Raw genomic sequence first — 17294 nt, forward strand, 5'->3', positions numbered from 1 at the left:
TGTTTTCGTGTCGCTTTCGTTCTTTTCGATTTGTTTTCGTTTCGCGCAAAACCGCGTATTTATGTGCGGTAACCCAGTTTGCGGGAAATTTCCCGCGCGCAGGCCAGCAAGGGTTTGGCGATGGTGCCGTCCCAGGCCACATCGAACAGTCCCGACGGGCCCAGGCTGGTCAGGGCCAGCACGATGCCGCCAGTGCTGTCGAAAACCGGCACCGACAAGGCGTCCACCCCCGGCAACGGGTTGCCGATCGCGCGCGCCATGCCATGCACCCGGATATCGGCCAGGCGGGCCTCGATGTCGGCGTAGGCAACCTTGCGGGGCGGGTGCTGGCCGGCGATGACGGCCGTGTCGCCTTCTTCGCGGTCTATATAGTGCTCGGCGACCTTGGGCGGCAGCCAGGCGGCGAAGACCAGGCCGGTGGCCGTGTGCAGCATGGACATCACCGTGCCCTTGCGCATGTTGACGTGTACCGGGTAGCTGGCCTCGGTCATGTGGATCATGGTGGGGCCGTGCGATCCCAGTACGGCGATGCCCAGGGTGTGGCCGATGCTGGATTGCAGCGTGGCGATCTCGGGCATGGCCACGCGCACCGGGTCCAGCCGCTGCAGGCTGACCAGGCCCATCTGCAGGGCGAACGGCCCCAGCTCGTACTGGCCGGTCACGGCATCTTGCTGCACCAGGCCGACCCGGATGAAGCTGACCAGGTAGGGATGCGCCTTGGCCGAAGTCATGCCGGCCGCACTGGCCAGGTCGCGCAGGGTCAGCGGCTTGCCCGCATTGACCAGGGCGGCCAGCAGCGGAAAGCCGACTTCCACCGACTGGATGCTGCGCCGGCCATCGGTGGGGCGGGGTGCGGGCGTGCTGGCGGCCGTCATGGTTGCCCTCCGGTGGCGCCGCGGGCCTGCAGCAGGCGCTCGGCCATTTCGACGAAGCCGCCGCCACCATGGTGGGCGGCCACATAGGCCGGGCGGCGGGACAGCCGGTGCAGCAGCGCCTGGATATTGGCCACGCCGACCGATATGGGAAAGAACGCGAACATGGGTTCGTCGTTCGGCGAATCGCCGATGAACAGGCAGCTGTCCAGGACCTGCTCGATGTCCAGGTCCAGTTCGCGCTCGAACAGCGTGCGGGTCATGGTGAGCTTGTCGTAGTCGCCAAACCAGCCGTTGACGTGGATCGAACTGACTTTGGCCTGCGCGCCGGCTTCCTGGAAGATCTCCACAATGCGGCTGACGGCGGTGTCGGGCAACGCCGGTACGTCTTCGCAGAAGTCGATCGCCAGGTCGGCCACCCGGTAGTCCTGGTCGCTGGCCACGGCGGCGCCCGGCACCTCGCGCAGTACGCGATCGCGGATCGCATCCAGCCGGGTGCGGCTGAGCGCACGGGTTTGCGCGTCGGCCCAGTAATGCGCCCTCATGCGGCGCGCGGCCCGGTCGTACGCGTAATAAAAGGCGCCGTTCTCGCCCACCACGGCGCGCACCGGCCACATGCGGGCGATATGGTCGCACCAGCCGGCCGGACGGCCGGTGATGGGTATGACCTGGATGCCGGCGGCGTCCAGCCGCTCCAGCGCCCCATAGGCGCCGGCAGGCAAGCGCCCCTCGGTGGTGAGCGTGTCGTCGATATCGGTGAGCACGATGCGCACCGCCGCAGCAACGGTAGCAGGCATGGCTGCAAGTGCTTGCATGGGGATCCTTGTTGAGTTCTGGCGGGTTTCTCCTGGGCGGAGTTTAGCGTTCGCGCACCGGGGCCAAGACATCGGGTAGTGGTGTGCACGCCGGCGGCCGGGATTTTCTTCCCTGTTTTTGGTGAACCAATATAGGTACCAATTCAAAAATAAATTTGCAAGTTGGTTCTTTATTGGTACGCTCTGTTTCCGTGCATCGCATGGCGCGGCGCCACCAGGATTCTAATAATCGAGGAGACACATCTTGAAGAAAAAACGCCTAACATCGTTCATTCTGGCGGTCGAGCTGGGGTTTGCTGCCACGCAGGCGGCGGCTGCCGATGCCGCCAAAGATTACCCCCAGCGGCCCATCACCATCGTTGTACCATTTGGTGCTGGTGGATCTGCCGATGTCTATGCGCGTTACCTGGGCGATCAGTTGCAGAAGCGGTTTGGCCAGTCCGTAGTGGTCGAGAACAAGCCGGGCGGGGGCGGGGTCATCGGCACGGCCTCTGTGGCGCGCGCCCAGCCTGATGGCTACACGCTGCTTGTCATGTCCAATACGCAGACCGTCAACGAGACCCTGCTCAAGGACAAGCCCTATGACTTGATGAAGGATTTCGAGCCCATCGCGCCGATCAACGAGGCGAGCCTGGTACTGGTCACCAAGAAGGGCCTGGACGTATCCAGCGTCAAAGACCTGATCGCGCTCGAAAAGCAGAAGCCGGGCGCGCTCAATTACGCGAGCTCGGGCATCGGCACGCCGTACCACATCGCCGGCGAGCTGTTCAGCTCCATGGCGAAAACCGATGTGCAGCACGTTCCCTACAAAAGCAGCGGCCAGGCCCGCACAGGTGTCGCCGCGGGCGAAGTGGACTACATGTTCGACGCGACAGCCACCATGAAGGCATTCGTCGATGACGGCCGCGTGAAGGCACTGGCCACGACCGGCAAGGAACGCTCGCCCGTATTCCCGGATATTCCCACCGTCAGCGAGGCCGGCCTGCCTGGCTACGAGGCCAATATCTGGCTGGGGATGCTGGCGCCCAAGGGCACGCCGCCCGAGGTGGTCAGCAAGCTGAACCAGGCCATCAGCCAGATCGCCGGCAGCGCCGAGGTCAAGCAGCAATGGATGAAGGATGGCGTCGCCCCCATGGTGATGGACCCGCAGGCCTTCAAGACCTACCTGCAGCAGGACATCGAGCGTTTGCGCAAGATCGCCCTGGACGCCAATATGGTGCAGCCCTGACACGGCCATGACACGAGGCGAGCAGATGTCAACGGCCATCCATATCAACGGCGCGCGGCACGAGATCGATGCGCAAGACCAACGCTTGCTGCTGGATATCCTGCGCAACGAGCTCGGCCTGAAGGGGTCGCACTTTGGCTGCGGCGCAGGCAATTGCGGCGCCTGCATGGTGCTGGTCGACGAGGTACCCGTCTATGCGTGCAACACGCCCTTGTGGTCGGTGGCCGGCAAGCAGGTACTGACGGTGGAAGGGCTGGCCCGGCACCCGGCCGGCGCCCGGGTGCAGCGCGCCTTCATCAAGCACGGCGCGGCGCAATGCGGCTACTGCACGTCGGGCATGGTGGTGGCGGCAGCAGGGTTGCTGGCCCGCTGCCCTGCGCCCGACGGCAGGCAGATACGCGAGCACATGGACCGCAATCTGTGCCGATGCGGCAGCCATTTGCGCGTGATCCGCGCAATAAGCGACGCGGCAGCCGATAGCGGCGACGGGGGCGGATCATGAAAGACGCCTTTGCGCCGCTCTCTTCCGATGACGGCATGCCCGTCAGCCTGAAAGACAACCCCACGCTGTCCACGTGGCTGAGCATCCATGCCGAAGAGGGCGGCTACGTATGCATCCGGTCGGGCAAAGTCGAACTGGGGCAGAACATCCTGACCGCGCTGGCGCAGATTGCGGCGCAGGCGCTCGCGGTGCCTTTGGACCGCATCAGGATGGCGCCGGTCCGCACGGGCATCAGTCCCGACGAGTCGATCACATCAGGCAGCCTGTCGATCCAGCACTCGGGAATGTCGCTCAGAATGGTGTGCGGACAGGTGCGGCGGCTGTTCGCCCGGCACGTTGCCTGCGCGGCGGGCGTGGACATGGCGGCGGTGCGTGTGCGCCAGGGTGCTTTCCTGGTCGCCCAGGCCGAGCAGGGCACTTACTGGAGCCTGGCAGGCCAGGTGAACCTGGACGTGCCGGTCGAGCCCGTATCCGCTGAGGGTGGCGCGGCGCCGCTGGCGGTCGAAGCGGGACAAGCGATGCAGCCCGGCGCGCCGGCACTGGGCCTGGCCGACAAGGTGCATGGACGCTTTGGTTTCATCCACGATATGTCGCCGCCGAACCTGCTGCATGGCCGCATGCTGCGCCCGCCCTCGATCAATGCAGAACTGCTGGACCTGGATGCAGGGGCGGTGCAGGGCCTGGCGTGCGCGGTCCAGGTCGTAAGAAGCGGTTCGCTGGTGGGTGTGCTGGCCGAACACGAGCACGTGGCTTGCCTGGCGCTAGACCGCTTGGCGGCGTCGGCGCAGTGGCGCGAAGCGGCCTGCCTGCCCGTCCAGCACGAGCTGCCGGCCTGGCTGCGCCGCCAGGCTTGCGACACCAAGACCTATAACCAGCAGGTGCCGGGCGACACATCGGGCAGGGCCGTTGCAAAGACGTACACGGGCGATTATTTCAAGCCCTTCATCAAGCACGCTTCCATCGGGCCGTCTTGCGCGTATGCCTGCACGGACGATGATGTGCTGAAGGTATGGACGCACGCGCAAGGCATCTACAACCTGCGGGCCGACCTGGCCGTCGCGCTGGCCATGGCGCACGAGCGGATCATCGTCGAACACGTGCCGGGCGCCGGGTGCTACGGGCAGAACGGTGCCGACGACGTCGCCTTCGATGCCGCCTGGCTTGCGCTGCACGCGCCGGGACGCAACGTACGGGTGCAGTGGTCGCGCGCCGATGAGCTGTGCTGGGCACCGCAGGGCCCGCCCATATCGCTGCAGTTGCAAGTGGACGTGGATGCGCAAGGCCGGATACTGGACTGGCGTGCCGATGCCTGGGGCCCCGGCCATAGCCTGCGGCCCGGGCGGGCGCCCACGCCTACGCTGCTGGGCAGCTGGCATCAGGAAAATCCTAGCCCAAGGCTGTCGGCCATCAACGCACCCATCGCGGCGGGCGGGGGAGCCGAGCGCAATATCATTCCCTGCTACGACATCCCGTGCAGCGCGCTGTCGTCGCACCGCGTCATCGACATGCCGATACGCACGTCTTCGCTGCGCTGCCTGGGGGCATTCGCGAATGTGTTCGCCATCGAGGCCATGGTCGATGATATTGCGCTCGACCATGGCATCGATCCGGCGGACTACCGCCTGGGCATGTTGTCCGATGCGCGGGCCGTCGCCGTCATCGATGCCGTGCGGGAAATGAGCGGCTGGAACCGCAGGCAGGGGGGGGCCGATAATTCCGGGTGGGGCATGGGCTACGCGCGCTATAAGAACAAGGGGGCCTACTGTGCCGTCGTTGCCCGGGTGTCCGTGGCCGAAAAGGTGCGCGTGCATGAGTTGTTCATTGCCGTCGACGTCGGCGAAGTCATCAATCCGGACGGCGTGGTGCAGCAGATAGAAGGCGGCGCCATCCAGGCCTGTTCCTGGGCCATTCTCGAGCAGGCGCGGTTCAGCGACAAAAAGCTGGTGGACGACGAATGGGAAAAGTACCCGATCCTGCGGTTCAGCGATGTTCCTGATGTGCAGGTGCGGATACTGTCCAGGCCCGACCAGCCCGCGGCCGGCGCCGGAGAACCCTCGCTGGGGCCGACCGCTGGCGCAATCGGCAACGCCGTGCGCGATGCAATGGGCATGCGTGTCGCGGTCCTGCCGCTGGATTTCGAAAATATCGCGCACGCCATCGAGGCATAGGCATGAAGTACAACGTGAAGGAGCATGAATGAAGCTGTTTATCCTGAGTGGGGGCGCTGCCCTGGGCCTGGTCGAGCATGTGCGGGCGGGCTTCGAGTCCGAGGCCGCCTGCCAGATCGCCGGCGAGTTCGGCGCCGTGGGAGCAATGAAAGAAAAACTGCTGGCGGGCGCGGACTGCGATATCGTGATCCTGTCGCGCAAGCTGGTCGATGACCTGGCCAGCGCCGGCCAGGTACTGCCCGACAGCATCCGCGACCTGGGTGTGGTCAGCACCGGCGTCAGCGTCAAGGCGGGCAACCCGGCAGTGCCGGTGGACACCGCCGATGCGTTCGGGCAGGCCTTGCTGGGTGCCGACGCCGTCTATGTGCCCGATATGCAGCGGTCCACGGCGGGCATACACATGAAGCGGGTGTTCCAGCAACTGGGCGTGCTGGATGACATCGCGGCCAAGATCAAAGAGTTTCCCAACGGCGCCACGGCCATGAAGGCCATGGCGGCCGCGGCTGGCCACCCCGTGGGCTGCACCCAGATCACCGAAATACTGTATAGCCCGGGCGTTCAGGCCGTGGGCCTGCTGCCCGAGGGCTGCGAACTTGATACGGTGTACACGGCCGCCGTGACGGCCGGTGCCCACCAGGCGCCACTGGCGCGCAAGCTGATCGACGCGCTGACCGACAGCAGCCTGGACGCCTACAAGAACGCGCATGGATTCGAGGTGTGAACCGAATCATCGATGCCGCGCAAGGCGTCGACCATCTTCAATGAAAAAGGAATCAACGTGAGGCTAGCAGCATACGAAGAGCGGGGCGTCGCCCGTATCGGTATCGTGTCGGATGACGGCAAATCCATTCAGCCCCTGGATCTGGACGGCGTGGATGCCAACGCAGGCATCCTGCCCCTGATCACCGCGCCGATCCCCCTGGCCGATCTCGCGCGCCAGGCCGGGGCCGCCCAGCCGCTGAGCGGCGTGCGCCTGCGCGCGCCGGTGCCCCGGCCCTCGCGCAACGTCTTCTGCGTGGGCCGCAATTACCATGAGCACGCCAATGAGCTGTCCGGCTCCATCTTCAAGGACAGCAAAGATGGCGAGGCCTGGCCCATCATTTTCTCGAAGGTGCCCGAATCGGTCGTGGGCCCCGCCGACGACGTGCTCCTGCCGGCAGGCATTTCTTCGGACATCGACTACGAGGCCGAACTCTGCGTGGTGATCGGCAAGCAGGGCAAGAACATTGCCCGCGCCGACGCGCTGGCCCACATCTACGGCTACACCATTGTCAACGACGTTACCGCGCGCGACGTGCAGCAGCGGCATCGCCAATGGCACCTGGGCAAGTCGTTCGACACGTTCTGCCCCATGGGGCCCTGGATCGTCACGGCCGACGAACTGGACGCCGGGAATATCGATATCCGCTGCCTGGTCAATGGCGAAGTGCGGCAGTCGGCCAATACGCGCGACCTGATTTTCGATATAGGCACCATCATCGAGAACTGCTCGCGCGGCATTACCTTATACCCCGGGGACGTCATCGCCACCGGCACGCCTGCAGGCGTGGGCATGGGCATGGACCCGCCGCGCTTCCTGAAAAACGGCGATACCGTCCGGGTCGAGATCCAGGGCATCGGCCACATCGAGAACGTGTTCAAGGTATAGTGTGCCTACGCCGCCCCGGGCGCCCACCTGCCCGCGGCGGCACGCCCATGCAAAGAACAAGTCACCTGTGTGAACGTCATGAACAGTAGCCACGCGCTTTCGCCTGTTCCTGTAGAACACAACACACCAGACATCCCGGCAGCCATCGACCCCGCGCATCCTGCGTCCGTCGCGGCACCGCTTGCCCCGGCCCCGGGATCCAAGGCCGCCAAGCGGTTCACGCAGTATCTGCGCGAGCAACTGTCCAGCGGCAGCCTTGCGCCGGGCGCCCGGCTGCCCGCCGAGCGCCTGCTGGCCGAGCAATTCGGCATATCCCGCGGAACCGTGCGCCGTGCGCTCAAGCAACTCGAGGCCGAGGGCCGCATCATCGGCATCCGCGGCAGCGGTACTTTCGTGCAGCCGGTGTCCACCGGCCTGGCCGCCCCGTCAAGCATTCCCAAGCTGGCCAGCCCGGCCGAGCTGATCGAGGCGCGCATTTGCCTCGAACCCGTCATGCCGGAATTGATCGTGCGCAACGCGCATGCCGACGATTTCGACGCCATGGAACAATGCCTGCGCCGTGCCGAGCAAGCGCAGACCATGGCCGAATTCGAGAAACTCGACCACGAACTGCATCGCCTGTTTGCCGTGGCCACGCACAATTCCCTGTTCATCCACATCATGGACCTGGTCGGCAAGGCGCGCACAGACGGCGGCTGGGGCGTACTGAAAGAGCGCAGCTACACCCCCGACAGGCACCGCCAGTACATGCAGCAGCACGGCGCCATCGTCCAGGCGCTGAAGAACCGCGACCTGCACGAATCGCGCCGGCTGATCACCGAACACCTGGTACAAATCCGCAAGAACATGTTCGGCACCTGAGCAACAGGCACGCCCCACCCCCTCTGAAGGGCGGTAAAATCAAGGTTTTCCCGCACCCGCCTCTGCCCATGCCTGCCCCGCTTGCCTCTATTGCGTCCGGCGCCGCTCCGGAATCCTTCGGTATCGCATCGGTTGCCGAGATCATCGCCGAACTGCGCGCCGGGCGTATCGTCATCCTGGTCGACGAAGAAGACCGCGAAAACGAAGGCGACCTGGTCATGGCCGCCGAGTTCGTCACGCCCGAGGCCATCAATTTCATGGTTACGTACGGCCGGGGCCTGGTCTGCCTGACGCTGACCGAAGACCGTTGCCGCCAGCTCGAGCTGCCGCTCATGGCCAGCCGCAACGGTACCCGATACGGCACCAATTTCACCCAGTCCATCGAAGCCGCCGTCGGCGTCGAAACCGGCATTTCGGCGGCCGACCGCGCCCGTACCATCCAGGTGGCGGTGGCACGCGACGCCAAGCCCGGCGACCTGGTCCAGCCCGGCCACATCTTCCCGGTGCGGGCCGTGCCCGGCGGCGTGCTGGTGCGCGCCGGCCACACCGAAGCCGGCTGCGACCTGACCGCCATGGCCGGCCTGACCCCGGCCGCCGTCATCTGCGAGATCCTCAACCCTGACGGCACCATGGCACGGCTGCCCAACCTGGTCGAGTTCGCGCGCCAGCACAACCTGAAGATCGGCACCATCGCCGACCTGATCCAATACCGCAGCGAACACGAGTCCGTCGTCAAGCGCGTGGGCGACCGCAGCATGCAGACCGCCTGGGGCGAGTTCCGCGCCGTGGCCTACCAGGACACGGCCAGCGGCTCGGCCCACCTGGCGCTGGTGCATGGCACCATCGATCCGCAACGCGAGACCCTGGTGCGCGTGCACGAGCCCGCCTCTATCCTGGACGCGCTCGATACCGGCGCCACCGCCCATAGCTGGGGCGTCGGGCGTGCGCTGCAGGCCATCGCCCAGGCTCCGGCCGGCGTGGTGGTGCTGATGAACTGCCAGTCGTCCACCGAGCACCTGTTCCAGCAGATCGCCGGCTGGGCAGGTACCGACCCGCAGCAGGCCGCCCGCGACGGCGACCGCTACGGGTTGCGCACCTATGGCATCGGCGCGCAAATCCTGCGCGACCTGAATGTCGGCCAGATGCGCCTGCTCGCCCGTCCGCGCAAGATGCCCAGCATGACGGGCTTTTCGCTCACCATTACGGGTTACGATTGCGACCCCTCCACCTCCGCCACCCCTTCCAAGGCCGACACATGAATCCTTATATCCTCACCCCCGACCTGAACGGCGAAGGGCTGCACATCGGCATCGTGCGCGCCCGCTTCAACGAAGAGATCGGCCAGGCCGAACTCGATGCCTGCCTGCAGCAACTGGGCGAACTGGGCGTGGACGAACGCGACGTCATGGTGGTTACCGTGCCCGGCGCGCTCGAAATGGGCGTGGCGCTGTCGCACATGGCCGAAACGTTCGAATTCGATGCCCTGATCGCCCTGGGCGCGGTCATCCGTGGCGAAACCTATCATTTCGAGGTGGTCAGCAATGAAATGGCGCGCGCCATTTCCCGCATTTCGCTGGAAACCGGCATTCCTGTCGCCAACGGCGTCCTGACGGTCGATACCGACGAACAGGCGCAGGCCCGCGCCGCGGGCAAGGGTAGCGACTGCGCCCAGGTGGCGGTCGAGATGGCCAACCTGGTGGCGGCGCTGGAACCCGAAGAAGAAGACGACGAAGACGAAGACGAGGACGAAGATTTTGACGACGAAAAAACCGATCGCCGCTGATAGCGCGGCGCAGGCGCGCGCCAGCGCCCGCAGCGCGCGCCGCCGCGCCCGCGAGTTCGCGCTGCAGGGGGTGTACGCCTGGCTGCTGCGCGGCGGCGAGGGCACGCAAGACGCCGGCGAGATCGATGCGCACCTGCGCGACGCCGACGACTTCTCCGAAGCCGACGCCCAATGGTTCAAGACGCTGCTGCATGGCGTGCTGCGCGAAGCCGCCGGCCTGCGCGAGCGTTTCACGCCCTATATCGACCGTCCGCTAAACGAGCTGTCGCCGGTCGAGCACGGCATTCTGCTGATCGGCAGCTATGAACTGGTCCATCACCTTGAAGTGCCCTACAAGGTAGCCATCAACGAAGCGGTCGAACTGGCCAAGTCGTTCGGCGGTACCGACGGTTTCAAGTTCGTCAACGGCGTACTCGACAAGCTGGCCGCCGATGTACGCGCGGCCGAGGTGCAGGCAGCCCCGTCGCAGCGCCGCTAAGGCCGGCCGGCGCCATCGCGGGTGCCGGCCAGGAGATCATCTTGGCGTCTGAATTCGACCTGATCGCGCGTTATTTCACGCGGCCGGCGCCCGCCGGCATGCTGGGGGTCGGCGACGACTGCGCGCTGTTCCCGGTGCCGCCGGGCATGCAGATCGCCACCAGTACCGACTTGCTTATCCAGGGACGGCATTTTTTTTCCGATGTCGATCCCCGGGCGCTGGGCCACAAGTCGCTGGCCGTCAACCTGTCGGATCTTGCCGCCATGGGCGCGCGCCCCATCGGCTGCGTGCTGGGCCTGGCGCTGCCGCGGGCCGACGAGCCCTGGCTGGCGGCGTTTGCGCGCGGGTTCCACGACTTGGCCGATGAACATGGCTGCCCGCTGATGGGCGGCGACACCACCCGCAGCCTCCACGACCTGGCCATCAGCGTCACGGTGTTCGGCGCCGTGGCGCCGGACCAGGCCCTGCGCCGCGATGCCGCACGCGCGGGCGACCAGATCTGGGTGTCGGGCACGCTGGGCGCGGCCGACGTGGCCTTCCGCCTGCTCGACGGCCAATGGCCCGCCGATGCCGCCAGGCTGGCCCAGGCGCGCCGCGCGCTTGAATGGCCCCAGCCTCGCGTGGCGCTGGGGCAGGCGTTGGGCGGCGTGGCGCACGCCGCCATCGACGTTTCGGACGGCTTGTTGCAAGACCTGGGCCACGTGCTGGCTGCCAGCGGCGTGGGCGCGCGCCTGCATTACGATGCCATGCCGGCGGCTCCCGCCGTACGGGGGCTGTCGCCCGCCGCCGCGGCGCAAGCCGTGCTGGGCGGTGGCGATGCCTACGAACTCTGCTTCACCGCGTCTCCTGCCGACCGCGACCGCGTGCTGGATGCCGCGGCACGCGCCGGCGTGCCCGTGGCCTCCATCGGCTTTATCGACCCGCGCCCCGGTATCGTGGTCATGGGGGCCGACGGCCAGCCGATGGCCGAGCTGCCACGCGGCTTCGACCACTTTCCCGCCTCCTGACCCATGACATCTTCCAGTGATTCTTCGTCTGCTTCCCTACGCAACCGCGTGCGCGTGGCCTATCCGCCGCCGCGCTGGGTGGCGCGCGACCCGGGCCGCCTGATCGCCTTTGGTTTCGGCAGCGGGTTGCTGCGTCCGGCCTCGGGCACCTGGGGCACTTTGCTGGCCTGGCTGATCTGGGCCGCCGCGGCGCCGGCCGCTTCCGACCTGGCGCTGGCCATCTTCCTGGCCCTGGCCTTTGCTTATGGCTGCTGGGCCTGCCACCGCGTGGCCCGGGAATTGCAGGTCGACGACCATGTCGGTATCGTGTGGGACGAGATAGTCGCGTTCTGGCTGGTGCTCTGGCTTACCCCTGGCACCTTCACCGCGCAGTTGGTGGCTTTTGGCTTGTTTCGCCTGTTCGATATTGCCAAGCCGCCGCCTATCAAGTATTTCGATGCCAAGATCAAGGGCGGCTTCGGGGTGATGTGGGACGACATCGTGGCCGCGGCATATACCTTGCTGGTCATGGCGATCATCGTGCGCCTGGGAGTCTTCGCATGAATACGCAGCACAAGCCCGTGCCAGGGCTGGCGCCAGCTTCGCTCTCGCAGGCCCAGGCCCTGGGCCTGGCCGAACGCCTGGGGGCGGCCCTGCAGCGCCGCGGGCTGGTCATGGGTACGGCCGAATCCTGCACCGGCGGCCTGCTGGCGGGCGCCGCCACCGCGGTGGCGGGGTCCAGCAACTGGTTTGAACGCGGCTTCGTCACCTACAGCAATGCGGCCAAGGTGGCCGACCTGGATGTATCGGCCGACACCCTGGACCGCTTCGGCGCGGTCAGCGAAGAAACCGCCCTGGAAATGGCCAATGGCGTATTGCTGGCCAGCCCGGATGTGCATATCGCCGCGTCCACCACCGGCATCGCCGGCCCGGGCGGCGCCACGCCGGGCAAACCGGTGGGCATGGTGTGTTTTGGCTTTGCCATTCGCGGCGCCGACGGCATTACGTCGCGGGCGGACACCCGGGTATTCGCCGGCGACCGCACTCAGGTGCGGCAGGGGGCGGTGGTGTATGCGCTGCGCGGCTTGCTGGAACTGATAGGCGAGCCCGTCAACCGCAGCCGGCCGTAGTGAAACCCACCCCCGAAGCGCTACGCGCTTCCATCTGGCACACTCGAGAAAGCGCTGCGCTCAGCGTACCGCGTTGATTGCGTCGCGCAGGCCGCGCGCCGCATCGGCCGCCGCCTGGCGCCAGTCGTCGGCGCCGCTGGCGTACAAGATGGCGCGCGACGAATTGATCATCATGCCGGTGCCGGCCGCATTGCGTCCGGCATTCACCGTGGCGGTGATATCGCCGCCCTGCGCGCCGATGCCGGGCACCAGCAGCGGCATGGCTTCGCCCACTCGCTTGCGCACCGCGGCCAGCTCGTTCGGGAAGGTTGCTCCCACCACCAGGCCGCATTGGCCGTCGGCATTCCATTTGTCGGCCACCAGGCCGGCCACGTGCAGGTACAGCGGTTCGCCGTTGTCCAGTTTCAGGAATTGCAGATCGGACCCGCCCGGGTTCGAGGTGCGACACAGCACGATCACACCGCGATCTTTCCAGCCCAGGTAGGGCTCGACCGAATCCAGCCCCATGTAGGGGTTCACCGTCATGGCGTGGGCGCCATAGCGTTCGTAGGCTTCGCGCGCGTAGTGCTCGGCGGTGCTGCCGATATCGCCGCGCTTGGCGTCCAGCACGATGGGCAGGGTCGGGTGCGCCGTGCGGATGTGCGCGCACAGGGCCTCGAGCTGGTCTTCGGCGCGATGCGCCGCGAAATACGCGATCTGCGGTTTGAAGCTGCAGGCGTAGGGCGCGGTGGCATCGACGATCTCGCGGCAGAACTGGAAGATGGCGTCGGGCTTGCCGCCGAGCTCGCGCGGCAAGCGCTGCGGATCGGGATCCAGGCCCACTTGCAGCAGCGTGTTGCCGGCGGTCCAGGCTTGTTCGAGTTGTTGGATGAAGGTCATGGGGATCAGTGCAGTTTCACGCGCGGATGCGTGCGGCGCATCAGCAGGCGCGCCAGGGCCAGGGTGGCCGTGCGCCAGGTGCCCAGCACGGCATGATGGTGCATCAGGTGCAGGCTCATGTACATCACGCGTGCCAGTGTACCGCTGACGAACAGGCCGCGGCCGGCCAGCCTGCCCATCAGGCTGCCCACGCCCGCGTCCTGCCCCAGCGATACCAGCGACCCGTGGTCGCGATATTCGTAGGGGGCTTGCGGTTCGGCCGTGCCGCGGATGCGCGCGGTGACCTTGCGCACCAGGTAGCTGGCCTCTTGGTGTGCGGCCTGCGCGCGGGCCGGCACGGTACCGTTTTCGCCACGAGGCACGGCACAACAGTCGCCCAGCGCCAGGATGTGCGGGTCGGGCGATTCCAGGCGGCCATTGACCACCAGTTGCCCGATGCGATTCAGGGGCATGTCCAGTTGGGCCATCAGGGGCAGGCCCTGGATGCCGGCCGCCCACATGCACAGGCCGGCGGCAAACTCGCGTCCGTCGGCCGTCTTGATGCTGCGCGCGGCCACCTCGGCCACGCGGCAATCGGTTTCGACCCGGATGCCCAGCTCGGTCAGGCGCGTATGGGCGGCGCGCGATATCTTTTCCGGTAGCGCCGCCAGGATGCGCGGTGCGCCTTCCACCAGCGTGATCGCCAGGTCGCGGTCGGCGCGGAAATTAGGCAGGCCGTAGGCGGCCACGATGCCGCCGGCTTCATGCAATTCGACCGCCAGTTCGACGCCGGTGGCGCCACCGCCCACGATCACCACGTCCAGCCTGGCCGACGGGTCGCGTACCTTGGCCTGGTCTACCTGCACCATGGCCTTGAGCATGGTCAGCCGGAACTGCTCGGCGTTGTCGGTGGTGTCCAGCGTGACCGCATGTTCGGCGGCGCCGGGCGTGTTGAAGAAATTGGATACGCTGCCCAGCGCCAGCACCAGGGTGTCGTACGGCAGTTCGCGCGGCGGCAGCACCATGTCGCCATGGCCGTCCAGCACTTCGTCCACTGTGACGACGCGGCGCGCCCGATCCACCGCCTGCAGTTCGCCCAGCGCGAAGGTGAATCCGCACAAGTTGGCCAGCATCAGGTACGACAGGCCTTCCTGGTAGATGTCCAGCGTACCCGCGGCCGCTTCGTGCAGCGAGGGCTTCCAGATGTGCATGGGGCGGCTATCGACCAGGGTGACGCACTGCGGGCCATGCTTGCGGCCAAGCTTGGCCGCAAGCTCCAGGCCGCCAGCGCCGCCGCCAACAATCACAACACGATGAGAGGGGTCGTTAGCCATGGCTTGAAGTATAGAGGGTGGCGTTGGAGGATGGGGGGTGTTCTTCTGGCGTCGGGTGGTGGCGGCCTTTGGTCGGTTAAGTTGGGGCTTGGCCGCGAACCGCGTAGGAAATGGGCGCAATGGCTGTGGCCCACGCTATTCCTGAATCAAAAAACCGACGCATTCCATCACGCGTATGGCTTTTTTCAGCCGCGCAGGGCGCCCGACGGCACCGTGAAGCAAGGCGCTCACGCCACCCCGATCCGACGCCAGAAGCAAAACCCCGCCCCCGCCCGAACCCCTATTACTCAAAGCACAAAGCGACTGATCGCCACCCCAACCCACACCGCAATCGTAAACAGCAACATCAGCATGACAGCAGCACTTCCAAGGTCTTTGGCGCGCCCGAGCAGGGGGTGCGTTTCCACGGACAGGGCGTCGGCCAGTGCCTCGATGGCCGAATTCAGCAGTTCCACCGCCAGCACCAGGATCACCGAGGCGATCAGGATGAAGACTTCATCGGTGGAGCGGCCCAGGAAGAAGGCCGCCGGGATCAGCAAGATCGCCAATACCAGTTCCTGGCGGAAGGCAGCTTCGTATTTGATGGCGGCTCGCAGCCCTTGCAGCGAATAGCGCAGGGCGTTCAGGATGCGGCGCAGACCGCCTGTGCTTTTATACGGAGAAGGGTGCGGGGTATGGGGCATGTAAAGGGGAACCTGGATGTGGCGCGTCGTTTTTAACAGATTCGCGTTGCTGCCGTGGCGGGCCGGTCCAGCCGCATCCCATCCGGATGCTAGCGGAAACCCTAATTGTGAGGCTTGCAATCCCAGGCGCAAGATGCGGCAAAGTGGTAAGGCCACTTTACCTTTTAGCCGCTTTTGTCCCCATGCCCTTCCAGCCCATCGAGCCCCGCCGCTTGTACCGCCAGATCGCCGACCAATTGCGGCTGCTGATCCAGGCCGGCGAATTCCCGGTCGGCGCGCGCCTGCCGCCCGAGCGCGACCTGGCGTTGAAATTGGGCGTGTCGCGGCCGTCCGTGCGAGAAGCCTTGATCGCCCTGGAAGTCGAAGGGCTGGTCGAGGTTCGCATGGGCTCGGGCATATACGTGCGCAGCCGCGATGCGGCCGACAGCGTGGTGGCCGAAAGCCCGCTGGAAACCATACGCGCGCGCCAACTGGTTGAAGGCGAACTGGCGGCCCAGGCGGCCGAACTGGCCCAGCCGGCCCAGGTAGACGGCCTGCGCGAGGCGCTGCAGGCCATGCAGGAAGAAGCCGCGGCGGGCCAGGTGCCCATCCAGGGCGACCGGCTGTTTCACCTGCGCATCGCCGAAATCGCCAACAATTCCGTGCTGCTGCGGGTGGTGGGCGAACTGTTCGACGAGCGCCACAACCCGCTGTCGGTAAAGCTGGGCGACTACTTCGAGAATCCCGCGAGCTGGAAGGCCGCCATCCTGGAGCACGGGCGGGTCATCGAAGCCATTGCGGCCGGCGATGCGGCGCGCGCGCGCGAAGCGATGCGGCATCACCTGTCCTGCTCGCATGACCGCCTGACCGCCAATTGGGCGCCGGCCTCCGACAAGGTGAAAGCATGACGCTGGCCTGCAAGATCCATGGCGCCCGCGACCTGCGCCTGGAAACCGATGACGACGCGCCCCTGGCGCCGCACGAGGTCGAATTGCGCCTGGGCGCGGCGGGCATTTGCGGGTCGGACCTGCATTACTACCTGCATGGCCGCGTCGGTGCCTTCGTCATCCGCGAACCGCTGATCCCCGGGCACGAGGCCTCGGCCGTGGTGCTGCGCGTGGGCAGCGAGGTCACGCGCCTGCGGCCGGGCATGAAGGTCGCGATCAATCCGTCGCACCCCTGTGGCCACTGCGACTACTGCCGTGCCGGGCGCGACAACCTGTGCCGCGCCATGCGCTTCCTGGGCAGCGCCAGCGTCTATCCGCACGTGCAGGGCATGTTCCGCGAACGCTTTGTCATGGGCCAGCGCCAGCTGACGCCGGTGCACGAAGACATCTCGCTGGGCGAACTGGCCTGCGCCGAGCCGCTTTCCATCGGGCTGCACGGCGTGCATCGTGCCGGCCCGCTGCTGGGCAAGACCGTGCTGGTGACAGGCGGCGGCACCATCGGCTGCATGACGGTCATGGCCGCCCGGCTGGCCGGGGCGGCGCGCGTGGTGGTGGCCGATATCGCCGACCGCCCCTTGCAGATGGCCCGCCAGGTGGGCGCCGACGAGGCCGTGCGGTCCGACCAGGCCGCGCCTGCCGACCTGGCCGAACTGGCCGACATCGCCATCGAGGCTGCCGGCAGTCCGGCCGCCCTGGATACCTGCCTGGCCGCGGTGCGCCGCGGCGGGCGCATCGTGCAGGTGGGCACGCTGCCCGCCCAGGATATTCCCTTTCCCGCCAACAGCATCATGGCGCGCGAACTGGACTTCGTTGGCGCGTTTCGCGCCGGTGTCGAATTCGACTGGGCCGTCTCGTTCCTGCGCACGCGCCGGGTCGACGTACGGCCGTTGATGAGCGCGCAGTTGCCGCTCGAACGCGCGGCCGAGGCCTTCGAATTGGCGGCCGATCGCACGCGCAGTACCAAGGTGCAGCTTGTATGTGAATCCTGACCACCACCAAAGGCAGCGGCACCCATAAAAAAC

19 protein-coding genes are annotated in these 17294 nt (G+C 66.5%); 14 read left to right on the forward strand and 5 right to left on the reverse strand.

Annotation, left to right across the window (positions count from 1 at the left end):
• Positions 1-59 precede the first annotated feature (59 nt).
• Together KW845_RS12190 and KW845_RS12195 are read right to left on the reverse strand one after the other, a co-directional pair.
• Positions 60-875, reverse strand: a complete 816-nt coding sequence (locus tag KW845_RS12190; protein ID WP_218369477.1) for an IclR family transcriptional regulator — start codon at positions 873-875, stop codon at positions 60-62.
• Positions 872-1687, reverse strand: coding sequence for an HAD-IIB family hydrolase (locus KW845_RS12195; protein WP_218369478.1), 816 nt, complete (start codon positions 1685-1687; stop codon positions 872-874). Before KW845_RS12195 ends, KW845_RS12190 begins: the two co-directional genes overlap by 4 nt.
• Positions 1688-1931: 244 nt before the next feature.
• Here KW845_RS12195 and KW845_RS12200 point away from each other — a divergent pair, with 244 nt between their 5' ends.
• The 12 genes from KW845_RS12200 (at position 1932) to KW845_RS12255 (ending at position 12471) form a co-directional block, all read left to right on the forward strand.
• Positions 1932-2915 (forward strand): tripartite tricarboxylate transporter substrate binding protein, encoded by a 984-nt coding sequence (locus KW845_RS12200; RefSeq protein WP_255592572.1) that lies wholly within the window; start codon positions 1932-1934, stop codon positions 2913-2915.
• Between the two features lie 25 nt (positions 2916-2940).
• A complete protein-coding gene (locus KW845_RS12205) occupies positions 2941-3417 on the forward strand; it encodes a (2Fe-2S)-binding protein (protein WP_218369479.1) in 477 nt (158 codons plus the stop codon).
• Entirely contained in the window at positions 3414-5585 is a 2172-nt protein-coding gene (locus KW845_RS12210; RefSeq protein ID WP_218369480.1) for a molybdopterin cofactor-binding domain-containing protein, read from the forward strand. Before KW845_RS12205 ends, KW845_RS12210 begins: the two co-directional genes overlap by 4 nt.
• 28 nt (positions 5586-5613) lie before the next feature.
• Positions 5614-6306, forward strand: a complete 693-nt coding sequence (locus KW845_RS12215) for a substrate-binding domain-containing protein (protein WP_218369481.1) — start codon at positions 5614-5616, stop codon at positions 6304-6306.
• A gap of 57 nt (positions 6307-6363) precedes the next feature.
• Positions 6364-7233, forward strand: a complete 870-nt coding sequence (locus KW845_RS12220) for a fumarylacetoacetate hydrolase family protein (protein WP_218369482.1) — start codon at positions 6364-6366, stop codon at positions 7231-7233.
• 78 nt (positions 7234-7311) lie between these two features.
• Positions 7312-8094, forward strand: a complete 783-nt coding sequence (locus tag KW845_RS12225) for a FadR/GntR family transcriptional regulator (RefSeq protein ID WP_218369483.1) — start codon at positions 7312-7314, stop codon at positions 8092-8094.
• 68 nt (positions 8095-8162) lie between these two features.
• Positions 8163-9353, forward strand: a complete 1191-nt coding sequence (ribBA, locus tag KW845_RS12230; RefSeq protein ID WP_218369484.1) for a bifunctional 3,4-dihydroxy-2-butanone-4-phosphate synthase/GTP cyclohydrolase II — start codon at positions 8163-8165, stop codon at positions 9351-9353.
• A complete protein-coding gene (gene ribH / locus KW845_RS12235) occupies positions 9350-9877 on the forward strand; it encodes a 6,7-dimethyl-8-ribityllumazine synthase (protein ID WP_218369485.1) in 528 nt (175 codons plus the stop codon). Before ribBA ends, ribH begins: the two co-directional genes overlap by 4 nt.
• A complete protein-coding gene (gene nusB / locus KW845_RS12240; RefSeq protein ID WP_218369486.1) occupies positions 9849-10355 on the forward strand; it encodes a transcription antitermination factor NusB in 507 nt (168 codons plus the stop codon). The genes ribH and nusB overlap by 29 nt, the downstream gene beginning before the upstream one ends.
• A gap of 41 nt (positions 10356-10396) precedes the next feature.
• Positions 10397-11362 (forward strand): thiamine-phosphate kinase, encoded by a 966-nt coding sequence (thiL, locus tag KW845_RS12245; RefSeq protein ID WP_218369487.1) that lies wholly within the window; start codon positions 10397-10399, stop codon positions 11360-11362.
• Positions 11363-11365: 3 nt separating this feature from the next.
• Positions 11366-11905, forward strand: coding sequence for a phosphatidylglycerophosphatase A (locus KW845_RS12250; protein ID WP_218369488.1), 540 nt, complete (start codon positions 11366-11368; stop codon positions 11903-11905).
• Complete coding sequence (locus KW845_RS12255; protein WP_218369489.1) at positions 11902-12471, forward strand: CinA family protein; 570 nt, start codon at positions 11902-11904, stop codon at positions 12469-12471. The genes KW845_RS12250 and KW845_RS12255 overlap by 4 nt, the downstream gene beginning before the upstream one ends.
• A 60-nt stretch (positions 12472-12531) precedes the next feature.
• Here KW845_RS12255 and pyrF read toward each other — a convergent pair whose 3' ends face one another.
• The 3 genes from pyrF to KW845_RS12270 form a co-directional block, all read right to left on the reverse strand.
• On the reverse strand, positions 12532-13350 hold the full coding sequence (gene pyrF / locus KW845_RS12260) for an orotidine-5'-phosphate decarboxylase (RefSeq protein WP_218369490.1): 819 nt from the start codon (positions 13348-13350) through the stop codon (positions 12532-12534).
• Positions 13351-13355: 5 nt separating this feature from the next.
• Entirely contained in the window at positions 13356-14663 is a 1308-nt protein-coding gene (locus KW845_RS12265; RefSeq protein WP_218369491.1) for an NAD(P)/FAD-dependent oxidoreductase, read from the reverse strand.
• Between the two features lie 287 nt (positions 14664-14950).
• Positions 14951-15346, reverse strand: a complete 396-nt coding sequence (locus KW845_RS12270) for a diacylglycerol kinase (RefSeq protein ID WP_218369492.1) — start codon at positions 15344-15346, stop codon at positions 14951-14953.
• Positions 15347-15528: 182 nt separating this feature from the next.
• Here KW845_RS12270 and KW845_RS12275 point away from each other — a divergent pair, with 182 nt between their 5' ends.
• Both KW845_RS12275 and KW845_RS12280 read left to right on the forward strand, forming a co-directional pair.
• Positions 15529-16233, forward strand: coding sequence for a FadR/GntR family transcriptional regulator (locus tag KW845_RS12275; RefSeq protein WP_218369493.1), 705 nt, complete (start codon positions 15529-15531; stop codon positions 16231-16233).
• A complete protein-coding gene (locus tag KW845_RS12280; RefSeq protein ID WP_218369494.1) occupies positions 16230-17261 on the forward strand; it encodes an L-idonate 5-dehydrogenase in 1032 nt (343 codons plus the stop codon). The genes KW845_RS12275 and KW845_RS12280 overlap by 4 nt, the downstream gene beginning before the upstream one ends.
• The last annotated feature ends 33 nt before the right edge of the window (positions 17262-17294 follow it).

The organism is Bordetella sp. BOR01, assembly GCF_019218885.1.
In the GTDB taxonomy this organism is placed as follows: domain Bacteria; phylum Pseudomonadota; class Gammaproteobacteria; order Burkholderiales; family Burkholderiaceae_B; genus Bordetella_A.

What these genes read in the sequence shown, in the direction of transcription:
- pyrF (WP_218369490.1), bottom strand. Translation starts at nt 13,350, where the DNA reads ATGACCTTCATCCAACAACTCGAACAAGCCTGGACCGCCGGCAACACG.
- KW845_RS12210 (WP_218369480.1), top strand. Translation starts at nt 3,414, where the DNA reads ATGAAAGACGCCTTTGCGCCGCTCTCTTCCGATGACGGCATGCCCGTC.
- KW845_RS12255 (WP_218369489.1), top strand. Translation starts at nt 11,902, where the DNA reads ATGAATACGCAGCACAAGCCCGTGCCAGGGCTGGCGCCAGCTTCGCTC.
- KW845_RS12280 (WP_218369494.1), top strand. Translation starts at nt 16,230, where the DNA reads ATGACGCTGGCCTGCAAGATCCATGGCGCCCGCGACCTGCGCCTGGAA.
- KW845_RS12275 (WP_218369493.1), top strand. Translation starts at nt 15,529, where the DNA reads ATGCCCTTCCAGCCCATCGAGCCCCGCCGCTTGTACCGCCAGATCGCC.
- KW845_RS12195 (WP_218369478.1), bottom strand. Translation starts at nt 1,687, where the DNA reads ATGCAAGCACTTGCAGCCATGCCTGCTACCGTTGCTGCGGCGGTGCGC.
- KW845_RS12250 (WP_218369488.1), top strand. Translation starts at nt 11,366, where the DNA reads ATGACATCTTCCAGTGATTCTTCGTCTGCTTCCCTACGCAACCGCGTG.
- KW845_RS12215 (WP_218369481.1), top strand. Translation starts at nt 5,614, where the DNA reads ATGAAGCTGTTTATCCTGAGTGGGGGCGCTGCCCTGGGCCTGGTCGAG.
- KW845_RS12265 (WP_218369491.1), bottom strand. Translation starts at nt 14,663, where the DNA reads ATGGCTAACGACCCCTCTCATCGTGTTGTGATTGTTGGCGGCGGCGCT.
- KW845_RS12225 (WP_218369483.1), top strand. Translation starts at nt 7,312, where the DNA reads ATGAACAGTAGCCACGCGCTTTCGCCTGTTCCTGTAGAACACAACACA.
- ribBA (WP_218369484.1), top strand. Translation starts at nt 8,163, where the DNA reads ATGCCTGCCCCGCTTGCCTCTATTGCGTCCGGCGCCGCTCCGGAATCC.
- ribH (WP_218369485.1), top strand. Translation starts at nt 9,350, where the DNA reads ATGAATCCTTATATCCTCACCCCCGACCTGAACGGCGAAGGGCTGCAC.
- KW845_RS12270 (WP_218369492.1), bottom strand. Translation starts at nt 15,346, where the DNA reads ATGCCCCATACCCCGCACCCTTCTCCGTATAAAAGCACAGGCGGTCTG.
- KW845_RS12190 (WP_218369477.1), bottom strand. Translation starts at nt 875, where the DNA reads ATGACGGCCGCCAGCACGCCCGCACCCCGCCCCACCGATGGCCGGCGC.
- KW845_RS12205 (WP_218369479.1), top strand. Translation starts at nt 2,941, where the DNA reads ATGTCAACGGCCATCCATATCAACGGCGCGCGGCACGAGATCGATGCG.